The following is a 13,868-nucleotide window of genomic DNA, read 5'->3' on the forward strand; positions in this document are numbered from 1 at the left end:
TCAATTCCTCATCGCCGTGGGCTCGGCGGAGGGCTGCCGGGGTGCGGTCACCAGGTAGGGGCGCACGCTCTTGACCAGCATGGCCATCTCATAGCCGAGCACGGCCGCGTCGGCGTCGCGCCCGGCGAGGACCGCCAGGCAGGTGCCGGAGCCCGCGGTCGACACGAACAGCAGCGCCGAGTCGAGCTCCACCACCACCTGCCGTACGTCGCCGCCGTCGGCGAACCGGATGCCCGCGCTGCGGCCGAGCGAGTGGAGGCCCGAGGCGAGGGCCGCCATGTGGTCGGCGCTGTCGGCGTCGAGCCCGTGCACGGACTTGACGAGGCCGTCGGAGGACAGCAGCACGGCGCTGTTGGTGTGGGGAACGCGCTGGACGAGGCCGCTCATCAGCCAGTCGAGATCGGACACATGACCCGTCGGCACATCGCTCGCCATGGGGGATCGACTCCTTGGTGGACTGCTGGGTGTGGTGCGGGGAGGTGGGGGATCGGCGGGTGCGGGTGCGGTGCGGGCTCTCAGGTGGGTACGCGCGCGTGGTCGCGTACCTGTACGGGGGTGGGTACGGGGGTGGAGGCGGGGGCGGGTACGGGGGCGGCGTCACGGTGGTCATGCAGGGGCGCCGCCTCGGTCGTCGGAACCCGGGTGCCGCTGCTGAGCGGGACCCGGGTTCCGCTGCTGAGCGTCCGGCCCCTCGTCGCCGGAGGCACTCGGTTCGGCCGACTCGGCGAGCGTGATGCCGCGCTGGAAGGCGGCCATGAGGCCGGGGTCGTGCACGGACGGGGCCGCATCCTCATGACGCGGCGCGGGGCCGCCGCGCAGTTGCGGGGCGATGTGCTCCTGGGCCCTGCGGCGCGGCAGTTGGGGACGGCCCATGGTGCCGCGCACGACTCCCTCGGGCCAGGCGGCCGGGGGCTCGGCATGGGCCGCGGCCTCGCGGGCCCCCGGGCGGATGCCGGGGAGGGCGGCGGCGGGGGTGGGGCGGGAGTCGCCGGCGATGCGCTGCGGGAGGGGGGCGGCGTGGGTTCCGGGGCGGGGCGGGGCCGGTGGTGTGCCGTTGGCGGGCGTGCCCGTTGGCGTGCCGACACCGGTGCCGGTGCCGGTGGGAGGCGTTGCCGTGACGGGTGTGTCGGTCGGCGCGCCGACGGGAGGTGTGCCCAGGGGCGTACCCGTAGGAGGAGTTGCCGTGTGCGACTGCCGGGGCACCACGGAGACGGCTCCGTGGAGCGGGACGGGCGAAGGGGGCGCCGGGGCGGACGGGTTGGCCGGTGCGGGCCGCGTGCCGTTGGTGCCCGGGCCGGACGGGCTGGATGGGCTGGACTGTGGCGGCGGGCCCGCCCGGTGGCCGTTCGCCGACGGCGCGGCCTCGCTGCCGAGCACACTGTTCGCGGTCGCGGCCGCGGCGGCCTTGCGCACGTGCGGGATGCGTACACCCGCGCCGTCCGTGTCGCCGTCCCCGCCGAGCAGCTCCTGGGGCAGTACGAGGACCGCCTGCACTCCCCCGTAGATATTGGTCTGCAGCCGCACCGTGATGCCGTGCCGCCGCGCGAGCTGCGAGACCACGAACAGGCCGATGCGCCCGTCCGCGAGGAGGCTGGCCACGTTGACCTGGTCGGGGTCGGTGAGCAGCGTGTTCATCTTGTTCTGCTCGGTGACCGGCATGCCGAGGCCGCGGTCCTCCACCTCGATGGCGAGTCCGGAGGTCACCTGGTTGGCGCGGAGCAGGACCTGGGTGTGCGGGGCGGAGAACACCGTGGCGTTCTCGACGAGTTCGGCGAGCAGGTGGATGCAGTCGGCGACGGCGTGCCCGCGCAGGGTGCCGTCGATCGGCGGCACGAGTTTGACCCGCGAGTACTGCTCGACCTCTGCGATCGCGGAGCGCATCACCTCGGTCATGGACACGGGGTGGCTCCACTGGCGGCGCGAGACGGCGCCGCCGAGAACGGCGAGGTTCTCGGCGTGCCGACGGGTGCGCGTGGCCATGTGGTCGACGTGGAAGAGGCCCTTGAGCAGGTCGGGGTCCTCGACCTGGTTCTCCAGCTCGTCGAGAAGGCTGATCTCCCGGTGTACGAGCGACTGCAGGCGCCGGGCGAGGTTCACGAACACCTCGACCTTCTGCCGGCTGCCCGCCTGGCTGGACAGCTGGGTGGCCTGGACGACGGCGGTCACCGCGACGTCGTGGCCGCGCGCGAGGTCGACGGCGAGCCGGTCGAAGTCGTCGCCTCCGGGCGCGCCGACGGCGGGTGCCCGGCGCGGTGGCGGCGCCTCGCCCTTGCGCAACTGCTCGACCAGGTCGCGCAGTTCGGACTGTCGGTGCGCGGCGCTCTGCCGCAGCGCGAGCACCCGGTCGCGTACGACGGCCGCGGTGCGCCGCGCGGCGATGGCGGCGATCACGATGCCCGCGACCGTCACCAGGCAGGCCCCGCCGAGCACCGCCCACAGCGTCACGCTGGGCCGCACTCCCGTGTGCTGAAGGACGAACAGCACGGCCGCGCTCGCACCGAGGGCCACCGCGAGCGGCGGAAGGATGGCGATGCGCAGGAGTTGGGAACGTATGTGGGTCTCGGTCGGCTGTGGCGCGGCCCGCCCGGCCGGCCTGCCGTGCCGACCGCCTTCGCGGCGGTCTGCGCGGGCGGCCGGCTGGCGGAGCTGGGACATACGGCGACCTCGTCCTCGGTTCTGTGAGTGCAGGAGTCCTGATTCCTGATTCCTGATTCCTGAGTTCTCAGCTCTCAGTGCTGAGTTCGGGGTTCGGGGTTCAGGAGTCCTTTGAGTTCAGGGGGTGGCTCGGCAGCTGAAGGGGCAGCAGGCAGCGCGACCGGGCGTCGCACAGCGAGCACACACGGTAGTCGCCAACGGCATATACGCGAGGGGCAGTTGACAAACTCCGACGACCGAGGTCCCGCTCTGGTATGAGGCTTCGCACCTGCGACCGAATACCTGGGCGCGATGTGTCCGTACGCACGTTCGGCGGGGCGGCTTCATGGGCGGTTTCGGTCGTACCTAGCTCTCGTCCGGCCGGAAGCGGGCCTTGATGTGCATGCGCTCGCCCTGGGGCCCCAGGATGCTGAGGAATTCCACGGCGCGCTCGTCGGCGTTGCCGAACCAGTGCGGGAGGTGGGTGTCGAACTCGGCGGCCTCGCCCTCCGCGAGGACGACGTCCTGGTCGCCGAGCAGGAGACGCAGCCGCCCCTTGAGGACGTACAGCCAGTGGTATCCCTCGTGCGAACGCGGCTCGGGATCGCGGCCGTCGGTGAGGCCCGCGGGGAGGATCTGCTTGAACGCCTGAAGGCCGCCGGGCTTGCGGGTCAGCGGCACGATCGTCACGCCGTTGCGCGTGATCGGCTGCGGGTGCACGCGCGGGTCGAGGTCGGCCGGGGCGCCGACCAGCTCGTCGATCGACACCTGGTGCGCCCTGGCCAGCGGCAGCAGGAGTTCGAGTCCCGGCTTGCGGTGCCCCGATTCCAGGCGGGACAGGGTGCTGATCGGGATTCCGGTGGCCTCCGACAGGGCTGTCAGGGTGGCGCCCCGACGCTTGCGCAGCTCGCGCAGCCTCGGCCCGACCCCTGCCAGCACCCCGTCGACGTCGTCGCTCATCCGTCCACCGTGCCTACGTTTTGCGCTTTCTGCAAAGAAGTTTGCCCGTACGCACCGGTGGCGCGACCTTGGCGTCGACGGGGTCACCGTCGAACCGACGAGAGACAGGACCGCACGCCATGAACCACAACACCGCCCAGCACGCCGGCCCGCAGTCCGACACCACTCAGCCCGACACCGCTCAGCCCGAGACCGCTCACTCCGACACCGCCCGGGAGTGGGACGAGCGGTACCGCAGCCGCGAGCAGCTCTTCAGCGGCAACGCGAACGGCGTGCTGGTCACCGAGGCCGACGGAATGTCGCCCGGCCAGGCGCTCGACGTCGGCTGCGGCGAGGGCGGCGACGCGCTCTGGCTGGCCCGGCGCGGCTGGCAGGTCATGGCGGTCGACGTCTCCGAGGTCGCCCTGCGGCGCGCGGCCGCGGCCGGCACCGACGTGGAGGACCGGGTCTCCTGGGCGCAGGCCGACCTGGCCGTCACGCCGCCGCCCGCGGGCGCCTTCGACCTGGTGACCGTCCAGTACTTCCCGCTGCTGCGCAGCGCGGGCCTGCCGGCGCTGCGCGGGCTCGTCGACGCGGTCGCACCCGGCGGCACGCTGCTCTTCGCCACGCACGCGCTTGCGGACCTGAAGGAGCACACCGAGGCGACGGCCGAATTCGACCCCGCCGACTACTACTGGGCGGACGACATCGCCGCACTCCTCGACGCCGACGGCGACAGCGACAGCGACAGCGCCTGGAAGATCCAGGTCAACGAGACCCGCGAGCGCACCGCCCCGGCCCCGCCCGGCACACACCACCACCGGGACACGGTCCTGCGAGCCCAGCGCACGGCGTAAGCCACGGCGGACCGGCCCCGAAAACCGCAGCCACAGCCACAGCCACAGCGGCGAACCCGTCAGGCACCCACCCGCGACCAGCAACCAACAAACCGCCTACACGACTACCGGCTACCCGACGCCCGCCAACCCGCCAACCCGCCTACCCGCCTACCCGCCTACCCGCCTACCACGATCTCCGTGCCCTCCGCCCCCGCCCCCGCCGCGGGCCCGGCCACCGGCCACCCGCCCTGCGGGACCGCCGCGACCGGCCGCCACCACTGCTCCGTGGGCAGCGCCTCGGCGTCCGGCTCGAAGGGCTCGCCGGGGCGCGGCAGCGCGAGGCGCGCGGCGGAGCGGCGGGCCGCGGTGACGGTGCCCTCGCCGGGCTCGGTCCAGGCGTGCGGCGCCAGGTTGAACGTGCCCCAGTGGATCGGCAGCATCGGCCCGGCCGCCGGCCCGCCCTGCAGGTCGAGGTGGGCACGCATGCCCTCCTCCGGGGTCATGTGGATGTCGGGCCAGTACTCGGAATACGCGCCGATCTGGATCATCGTCACGTCGAACGGTCCGTGCTCGGCGCCGATGTCCTTGAAGCCGCCGAAGTACCCGGTGTCGCCACTGTGGAAGACGCTGTGCTCGGACCCGGTGGCCACCCAGGACGCCCACAGGGTGTGCTGCGCGTTGCGCAGGCCGCGGCCGCAGAAGTGGCGGGCGGGGGTGGCGGTCAGCGTCACCCCGGCGACCTTCGTCGACTCGTGCCAGTCCAGCTCGCGCAGCCGGTCCGCGGGCACGCCCCAGTGCTCCAGGTGCGCGCCGACGCCGAGCGGCACGGCGAACACGGTGTCGGTGTGGGCGAGCGCCTTGATGGTGGGCATGTCCAGGTGGTCGTAGTGATCGTGCGAGATCACCACCACGTCGACCGGCCCCAGCGCGGCGAGCGGCAGCGGCGCCGGGTGCAACCGCTTCGGCCCCACGAAGGCGAACGGTGAACAGCGCTCGCCCCACACCGGGTCGAACAGCACCCGCACCCCGTCTATCTCGGCGAGGACGCTGGAGTGCCCCATCCATGTGATCCGCAGACCGCTCACCGGCGGCTTCGCCAGGTCGGCGAGGGTCGTGGCATGCACAGGCACGGTGCCCGTGGGCGCCCGGCGGGCGCGCTCATCCTTACGGAAGTAGTTCTTCGCGAACTCGACCATCGAGCCGTCGGGCCGGGTGCGCGCGCCCTCCGGGTTCTGGAAGGACCCGTCCACGAAGTTCGGGGACCGGCGGATCCGGTCCAGTCGCGCCCCTGTGGGCTCGGCGCCAAAGGCATCGGGCTGGAGCGAGCGCAGGCCGGAAGTCAGAGAACGTGACACGGCGCCTCCCATTGATCGATCAGGTTTCCCATTATGTGCGGCACCACTGACAACGCGCTGAGCGCCCGTTGTGTGCCCGGGTTCCCGAATCCGTGCCACCCGCCCGCCACCCTGACCCCCACCCTGACTGACCATTCAGTACCAGTTCGATTGACAGCACTCTCGCCGACTCCGGATACTGACCGACGATTCAGTAAAGCCATCTGGAGGCACCGTGTCGGAACTCCCCACCGAACTGGTCCCGCTCACTCCCGAACAGCACGCCGTCATCGAGCTCGCCCGGACGTTCGCGGTCGAGGAGATCCGGCCTCGCGCGCGCGCCGTCGACGAGGCCGACGTCGAGACACCCTGGGACCTGTGGCGCAAGGCGGCCAAGGTCGGCATCACCGGTTTCATGCTCCCCGAGAAGTTCGGCGGAGGTGGCTTCACCGACGTGTTCACGCAGGTCCTCGTGCAAGAGGAGCTCTGCGTCGGCGACCTGGGCATCGGCAACCTGCTCTGCTCGAACGGCTTCTTCGCCGACCCCGTGCTCGCCCTCGGCACCGAGGAGCAGCAGCGCACCTGGCTCACCCCGCTCGCCGGCCCCGACACCCCGATGACGTCGCTGGCGACCACCGAACCCGGCGCGGGCTCGGACGCCGCGTCGATCCGCACCACAGCCCGCCGCACCGAAGGCGGCTACCTCCTCAACGGCCAGAAGGCATGGATCTCGAACGCGGGCGAGGCCGACCGCTACGTCGTGTTCGCCAAGACGGACCCGACCCAGCGCTCGCGCGGCGTGAGCGCCTTCCTTCTGCGCAAGGACACCGAAGGTGTCACCTTCGGTGAGCCGATGCGCAAGATGGGCCAGCGCGCCATCGTCTGCCGGGAGATCTTCTTCTCCGACGCGTTCGTCCCCGAGGAGAACCGGCTCGGCGACGAGGGCCAGGGCTTCAACGGCCTGATGCGCACCTTCGACATCTCACGAGCCGTCCTGGGCGCCGCCGCCACCGGTGTCGCCCGCGCCGCCTACGAGTACGCACGCGACTACGCGCGCACGCGCGAACAGTTCGGCAAGCCCGTCATCGAGCACCAGGCCGTCGCGTTCCGCCTCGCCGACATGCGCACCCGCATCGAGCAGTCGCGCCTGATGACGTGGCGCGCGGCCCGCCGCCTGGACGCGGGCCTGGACGCCACCACGGAGGCGGCCATGGCCAAGCTCACCGCGTCGGAGACCGCCGCGTACTGCACCTGGGCGGCCGTGCAGACGCTGGGCGGCTGGGGCTACTCGCGCGAGTACCCGGTCGAACAGTGGATGCGCGACGCCAAGTTGGAGGAGATCGAAGAGGGCACCTCCGACATCATGCGCCTGATCATTGCGAGGTCACTGTGACGTCTGTCCACGAATCGGCCGTAGGTACGCGTCACAGTCCCACCCCACCACCAGACCCCACCCACCTCACCGGCGGCGAGGCCCTCGTCCGCGCCCTGGCCGCCCACGGCATCACCCAGGCCTTCGGCATCCCCGGCACCCACAACCTGGAGATCTACCGCCACCTGACGGCCTACGGCCTCGCACACATCGCGCCGCGCCACGAGCAGGGAGCCGGGTACGCGGCGGACGCGTACGCGCGCGTGACGGGGACGCCCGGGGTGGCGATCACCACCACGGGTCCCGCGCTGCTGAACATCGCGGCGGCCGTCGGCCAGGCGTACTCGGACAGCGTGCCGCTGCTGGTGATCTCGCCGGGCATGCCGCTGCGCCACCCGCGCCAGTCGACGGGCCTGCTGCACGAAATGCGCAGCCAGAGCGAGGCGTTGCGGAACGTGGCCGCCTTCAGTCACCGGGTCTCGTCGGTGGCGGAGATCGGTGCGGCGGTGGCACGCGCGTTCACGCTGTTCCGCTCGGAGCGGCCGCGTCCCGCGCACATCGAGATCCCGCTCGACCTCCTGGAGGCGACGGAGCCCGCGGGCCCGGTCCGCACCGCTCCCCCGGCGGCGCCGCGCGTCCCCGACGCCGTACGCATCGAGGAGGCCGCCGCGCTTCTCGCCCGCGCGGAGCGCCCGGCCCTCGTCCTGGGTGGCGGAGCCCGCGGAGCGGGGGCCCAATGCCTCGCCCTGGCCGAGCAGTTGGCGGCGCCGGTGGTCACGACGGCGAACGGCAAGGCGCTCGTCGACGAGGACCATCCGCTCTCCCTCGGCGTGTCCCTGCACAGTCCGGCGGTCCAGGAGTGGCTCACGAGCCGTGACGTGGTCCTGGCCGTCGGCACGGAGCTGGCGGAGTCCGACATCTGGACCGCCGAACCCCTGCCTCTTCAGGGGGAGTTGATCCGTGTGGATCTCGATCCGGCGCAGATGTACGCGGGTCTCCCGGCGGACGTCCCCCTGGTGGGTGACGCGGCCGCCACGCTCGACGCGCTCACCGTCGCCCTCGACCTCGGCCTCGCCCTCGAAACCGCAGTCGCCGCCGGGCACACCGTCACCGCGGACCCCACCACCGCCCACACCGAAACCGTCGCCCTGAAGGCGGCCCGCGACGACGAGTCCCGGCCTCGCGACGCCCACTGGCTGCCCTACCTGGAGGCGATCCGCGGCGCCCTCGCCCCGGACGCCGTCGTCACCTCGGACAGCGCTCAGTGCTGCTACTACGGCGCCCTGCCGCACCTCACCCTGGGCCGACGCGCCCGCTATCTGCACCCCACCGGCTTCGGCACGCTCGGCTACGCCCTGCCCGCGGCGATCGGCGCGAAGGCCGCCTGCCCGGACCGCCAGGTGGTGGCGCTCAGCGGCGACGGCGGTCTGCAGTTCTCGATCCAGGAGCTGGCCACGGCCGCCGCGCTCCAACAGCCCCTCGCCGTCGTGGTGTTCGACAACTCCGGCTACGGCGAGATCCGCGACGAGATGAACGCCCGCGGCGACGCACCGCTCGCGGTCGACCACGCGCGCGTGGACCTGGCCGCGCTCGCCCGCGCCTACGGAGGACACGGCGCGACGGCCCACTCCCCCGAGGAACTCGCGAAGCTGCTGAGCACCGCCCTGATCACTCCCGCCCCCACCCTGATCGTCGTCCCCGAGGAGTCCGCATGACCACCGCCCCCACGCCCGCCGGCACCGCTACGCCCCCGACGGCCCCGACTGCCGCGGAGGCCTCCACGGCCCCTCTCACCGAGCTCACCTGGACCGACCATGTCACCGGCCGCCACGGCTACTTGGTGATCGACCGCCTGGTGCGCGGCGTCTCCAGCGGTGGGCTGCGCATGCGGGCCGGCTGCACCCTGAAGGAGGTCGCGGGCCTCGCGCGCGGGATGTCGATGAAGGAGGCGCTGCACTACAACCCGGAGGGTCGCTACATCCCGCTGGGCGGCGCCAAGGGGGGCATCGACTGCGACCCGCAGGACCCGGAGGCGTACGGCATCCTGGTGCGCTACCTGAAGGCGATGCGTCCGTACATCGAGTCCTTCTGGACGACGGGTGAGGACCTGGGGCTCACGCAGGACCTGGTCGACAAGGCGGCGACCGAGGCGGGTCTCGTGTCGTCCATCCAGGCCGTGTACCCGCTCCTGGACGACGAGGAGACGGCCCGTCAGCGACTGGCGGACGCGTTCGCGGTGGACGTCGACGGCATCGGTCTCGACGAGCTGGTGGGCGGCTGCGGCGTCGCCGAGGCGGTCCTGGTCGCGCTGGACCGCGCCGGTCGCTCCTACGAGGGCACCCGTGTGTCCCTCCAGGGGCTCGGCACCATGGGCGGAGCCACGGCCCGCTTCCTCGCGCGCGCGGGGCTCACGATCGTGGCGGTGGCCGACCTGAAGGGCACCATCGCCAACGACGCGGGACTCGACGTGGAGGCGCTGCTCGCGGCGCGCGACGCCTACGGCACGGTGAACCGTGAGCGGCTGCGTCCCGAGGACCGTGAACTGCCGGGCGACGCCTGGCTGTCGGCGGACGCGGACGTGCTGGTCCCGGCCGCGGTCTCGTACGCGATCGACGCCGCGAACCAGGAGCGGATCACGGCCCGCTGGATCGTCGAGGCGGCCAACATGCCGGTCCTCGCGGACGCCGAGGAGCTGCTGACCGGGCGCGGGATCACGGTCCTGCCGGACGTCGTCGTCAACTCCGGGACGAACGCCTGGTGGTGGTGGACCCTGTTCGGCGACATCGGCGCGGACGCGGACGAGGCCTTCGCCTACACGCGGCGCTCCATGCGCTCCCTGATCGACCAGATGCTCGCGCGCGCGGAGGGCGACGGTACGACCCCGAGGGCCGCGGCGCACGCCATCGTCGCCGACCGCCTGCCGATCCTCGCGGAGAGGTTCGGGTGGTACAGGTGACGACGTCGACAAGCCTGGACGCGCTGTACGACCCGGCGTCCGTCGCGGTCGTCGGCGCGTCCGACAACCCGGAGAAGTGGGGCTACTGGCTCGCGGCGGGCGCCCTGACCGGACGCGCCCGGCGCGCGGTCCACCTGGTCAACCACAGGGGTGGCCAGCTCGCAGGTGAACCGTTCCGCCCCGCCTTGTCCGCCCTGGACGCGCCGCCCGAGCACGTGGTGGTCGCGGTCCCGCCCCACCAGGTGCGCCCGGTGGTCCAGGAGGGCCTCGACACGGGCGCCCGCTGCTTCACGGTGATCACGTCGGGCACCACCGAGGAGGACTCCCTCGCGGACCTGGTCACCTCACGGGGCGCCCGCCTGCTGGGCCCCAACTGCATGGGCATTGTCGACACGACGAGCCAACTCCGGCTCAGCTGGGGCGACTTCCCGACCGGCGGCCTCGGACTCGTCTCACAGAGCGGCAATCTCGCCCTGGAGATCGGCCGGCACCTGGAACGCGCGGGCGCGGGCTTCTCGCGCTTCGTCTCGCTCGGCAACCAGCGCGACATCGACGCCGCCGACGCCCTGGAGTCCCTGATCGCTCACGGGCCCACGAGAGCGATCGCGGCGTACGTGGAGGACTTCCGGGACGGCCGCCGCCTCGCGGACGTCCTCGCGGCCGCCCACGCGGCGGGAAAGCCGGTCCTGCTCCTCACGGTGGGCCGCAGCGCGGCATCGGGCCGCGCGGCCGCCTCCCACACCGGCGCCCTCGTCAGCCCGCACGCCACGGTCGCGGCGGTCTGCCGCGACGCCGGCGCCCTCCTCCTGGACTCCGCGGGCGAACTCGTGGACACCGCCCTCCACTTGATGTCCCCCACCCCCTCTCTCGTACGTTCCCGCCCTCACCCCCACCGCCACGAAACCCCCTCCGCCCCTCCCCCCGACCACCCCAGCGCCGCCCCACCCCCACCGCACCGGATCGCCGTGATCGGGGACAGCGGCGGGCAGGGCGCGCTGGCGGCCGACTCGTTCGCCGCGTGCGGCTTCGACGTGCCCGCGCTCTCCCCGGACACCATCGACGCCCTGAGCACGCATCTGCCGCCGAGTGCGGGGCGGGCCAACCCGGTCGACCTGGCCGGGGCCGGCGAGCGGGATCTGGCCGCCTACGCGCGCGTGGCGGCCACCTTGCTGCACAGCGGCGACGCCGACACGGTCGTGCTCACCGGCTACTTCGGCGACTACGCGACCGCGAACCCCGCCCAGGCCGGGCGCGAGTGCGAGATCGCGCACGCCCTCGCCGACGCCGCCGGCGCCGCGGGGCGGGCGCTTCTCGTGCACACGATGGCCCGCGACACCCCGGCCCTCGCCGTCCTCAGGGAGCGCGGTGTCCCGGTGCACGAGCGCGTCGAGCAGGCGGCGACGGCGCTCGCGGGCGCCGTGCGCCTGACCTCGGCCGCGCCGCGCCTGCCGCAGGAGCGAACCGCTCCCCCGGCGGCGTACGAGGTCGAGGACGGCGGCTACGAGCGGGTGCGTGACCTGCTGGCGTCCTACGGAGTCGCGTTCCCCACGGCCGAGTTCGTGACGGACGCGGACGCGGCGGTGGAGGCGGCCTACCGCACGGGCTATCCCCTGGTGCTCAAGGCGATGGGGCTCGCCCACAAGACCGAGGCAGGTGGCGTGGCGCTGCACATCGCGGACGAGGTCGCGCTGCGGACCGCGTTCGCGCGGATGCGGGAGGCCACGGGGGCGGCCCGGTACGCGGTCGAGGCGATGGCCACGCCTCCGTACGCGCGCGAACTCATCGTCGGTGTACGCAAGGACGCGGCGTTCGGACCGGTCGTCATGGTCGGCGCCGGGGGTGTCACCGCCGAGCTGCACGCGGACACGGCGCTGGCCCTGGCCCCGCTCACCCCGGCACGCGCGCGTGCCCTGCTCCTTGAGCTGCGGCACGCGCCACTGTTGACCGGGTGGCGCGGCGCCCCGGCCGTCCACCTGGAGGCGGCAGTGACGGCAGTCTGCGCGGTGGCGCAAGCCGCGGCGGACCACCCGGAACTGACCGACCTGGAGGTCAACCCGCTGCTCGTACACCCTGGCGGCGCGATCGCCCTGGACGCACATGCAGTGGTGGCCACCGGAAGCCCCTGCGGCGATTGAGCAGGGGCCCGGGGCCCAAGACCCGATGGGCCCCACCTCACGTGGGGCCCATCGGGCGTTCAACGACCGCCAACCGCACCGTCGCGCGCCCGCCGCCGCGCCCGCGCCCCACAGGCGTAGAACACCAACCCGATCACGACGAACAGCAGCAGCGGCAGCACCTGGCTGAGCGTGTACGGCAGTCGCTGGCCTGCGAAGGACTCGGGCAGCGAGTCCGCCGGGTTGCCCGCCGTGCCGAACCAGCCCACTCCGAAGCCGGGCCAGACGAGCACGACCACGGTGAACGCGACGAAGCCGGTGGAGAGCGCGGTCACGATCCAGGCGCCCACCCGGCCGCCCGGCACGGCGTAGGGCCGCTCCTGGTCGGGGTACTTGCGGCGGAGCACCGCGAGGCTCGGGAACGTGATGACGTAGGAGATGAACGTCGTGCTGATGGTCAGGCCGAGGCCTGCCGCGAAGTACTTCTCGCCGTCGCCGCCGGTGAGGTTGAGGGCGACGACGAACAGGATCGAACCGAGCACGGCGGACAGGATGTTGACCCGTACCGGAGTGCCGTGCTTCTCGGAGATGCGGCCCAGCCAGGCCGGGCCCGCGCCGTCCGCGCACGCCACGGCCTGCGCGCGGTGGGCGCCCATCGCCCACGTGACACCGGAGGTGAGCAGGCCGATGATCAGGCCCGCCGCGGCGAGCCCGCCGAACACGGAGCCGAGCCCGGTCAGCGTCACCGTGCCGTCGGCCGCGATGGAGCCGCCGTAGACGGTGAAGACCGCCTTGCAGGCGTCGATGAAGCCGCCCAGGCTGCCGATCTCCTGGCTGGGCAGGACGAACAGGATGCCGAGGATGGGGCCTCCGTAGAGGAGCACGGCGGCGAGGCCGGAGCGCAGGATCGACAGGGGGATGTCGCGGCGCGGGTTCTTCATCTCCTCGGCGGCGGAGCTGGGCAGTTCGAAGCCTACGTAGTTGAAGATGAGCACCGGGACGAGCGCCACGAAGCCTGCATACGTAGGCGTGAACTCGCCCGCGGGTAGGGCGTGCACGCCATGTTCGGCGGCGTACACGACGACGGACACGAGGAAGAAGCCGAGCAGCACCACGCGCGCGACGGCGCCCGCGATGGGCACCCACTTGCCGATGCGCACGGACTGCACCACGGCGAGCGCGCCGCCCCAGATGAACACGAACCCGGCGACGTACTTCCACACGCCCGGCAGCGGCGTGAAGAACTCCTCCCAGGTGGTCAGCGCGATGATGCACAGGCTGCCGCCGACCCAGACCGGGTTGGAGATCCAGTACAGGAGCTGGTTGACGCCCGCGACGAGCCGGCCGAAGGCGAGGCGCGTCCATACGTACGGGCCGCCCTGCACGGGGAAGGCCGAGCCGAGTTCGGCGACGAGCAGCCCGTAGGGGAGGAAGAAGACGACGGCCAGGATGACCATCCAGGTCAGACCCTGCGGGCCTTGTGCGGCGACGGAACCGATGGTGTCCAGGCCGACGAGCGTGCAGATGAGGAAGAACAGTACGTCCAGCCTGCGCAGATCCTTGCGCAGCCGTGAGCGCTGCTCGCCCCAGCCTTCGGAGAGGTCGGGCTCGTCCCCGGCGGGCGGGGTCGGCGAGAGGGATGGCGCTTGGGTCACGATTGCTCCTGGGGAGGACGGCACG

Annotated in this window: 10 protein-coding genes; 5 read left to right on the plus strand and 5 right to left on the minus strand. The window is 72.7% G+C overall.

Features of this window, described 5'->3' with window-relative positions:
* From OKJ99_RS19345 to OKJ99_RS19355, 3 genes are all read right to left on the minus strand, one after another.
* Entirely contained in the window at positions 1–435 is a 435-nt protein-coding gene (locus tag OKJ99_RS19345) for a roadblock/LC7 domain-containing protein (RefSeq protein ID WP_326017960.1), read from the minus strand.
* A gap of 171 nt (positions 436–606) precedes the next feature.
* Positions 607–2,655, minus strand: coding sequence for a sensor histidine kinase (locus tag OKJ99_RS19350; RefSeq protein ID WP_326017962.1), 2,049 nt, complete (start codon positions 2,653–2,655; stop codon positions 607–609).
* Positions 2,656–3,000: 345 nt separating this feature from the next.
* Positions 3,001–3,594 carry a helix-turn-helix domain-containing protein gene (locus OKJ99_RS19355; RefSeq protein WP_326017964.1) on the minus strand — a complete coding sequence of 198 codons (594 nt, stop codon included), beginning with the start codon at positions 3,592–3,594 and terminating at the stop codon, positions 3,001–3,003.
* Positions 3,595–3,713: 119 nt separating this feature from the next.
* On the opposite strand from OKJ99_RS19355, the gene OKJ99_RS19360 reads away from it, so the two are divergent.
* Positions 3,714–4,430, plus strand: coding sequence for a class I SAM-dependent methyltransferase (locus OKJ99_RS19360; RefSeq protein WP_326017965.1), 717 nt, complete (start codon positions 3,714–3,716; stop codon positions 4,428–4,430).
* Positions 4,431–4,588: 158 nt separating this feature from the next.
* Here the strand turns inward: OKJ99_RS19360 and OKJ99_RS19365 are convergent, their stop codons facing one another.
* Complete coding sequence (locus OKJ99_RS19365; RefSeq protein WP_326017966.1) at positions 4,589–5,779, minus strand: MBL fold metallo-hydrolase; 1,191 nt, start codon at positions 5,777–5,779, stop codon at positions 4,589–4,591.
* A gap of 202 nt (positions 5,780–5,981) precedes the next feature.
* Between OKJ99_RS19365 and OKJ99_RS19370 the strand changes: the two genes are divergently transcribed.
* Genes OKJ99_RS19370 through OKJ99_RS19385 form a run of 4 tightly spaced genes read left to right on the plus strand, consistent with a single transcriptional unit; the run spans position 5,982 to position 12,209 of the window.
* Positions 5,982–7,139, plus strand: a complete 1,158-nt coding sequence (locus OKJ99_RS19370; protein ID WP_326017967.1) for an acyl-CoA dehydrogenase family protein — start codon at positions 5,982–5,984, stop codon at positions 7,137–7,139.
* On the plus strand, positions 7,136–8,833 hold the full coding sequence (locus OKJ99_RS19375; protein WP_326017969.1) for a thiamine pyrophosphate-dependent enzyme: 1,698 nt from the start codon (positions 7,136–7,138) through the stop codon (positions 8,831–8,833). Before OKJ99_RS19370 ends, OKJ99_RS19375 begins: the two co-directional genes overlap by 4 nt.
* A complete protein-coding gene (locus tag OKJ99_RS19380; protein ID WP_326017971.1) occupies positions 8,830–10,074 on the plus strand; it encodes a glutamate dehydrogenase in 1,245 nt (414 codons plus the stop codon). The genes OKJ99_RS19375 and OKJ99_RS19380 overlap by 4 nt, the downstream gene beginning before the upstream one ends.
* Complete coding sequence (locus tag OKJ99_RS19385; protein ID WP_326017973.1) at positions 10,071–12,209, plus strand: acetate--CoA ligase family protein; 2,139 nt, start codon at positions 10,071–10,073, stop codon at positions 12,207–12,209. The genes OKJ99_RS19380 and OKJ99_RS19385 overlap by 4 nt, the downstream gene beginning before the upstream one ends.
* A gap of 59 nt (positions 12,210–12,268) precedes the next feature.
* On the opposite strand, the gene OKJ99_RS19390 is transcribed toward OKJ99_RS19385, so the two are convergent.
* A complete protein-coding gene (locus OKJ99_RS19390; RefSeq protein WP_326017974.1) occupies positions 12,269–13,843 on the minus strand; it encodes an APC family permease in 1,575 nt (524 codons plus the stop codon).
* Between the last annotated feature and the right edge of the window lie 25 nt (positions 13,844–13,868).

Source organism: Streptomyces endophyticus (assembly GCF_035798155.1).
GTDB classification, from domain to species: domain Bacteria; phylum Actinomycetota; class Actinomycetes; order Streptomycetales; family Streptomycetaceae; genus Streptomyces; species Streptomyces endophyticus.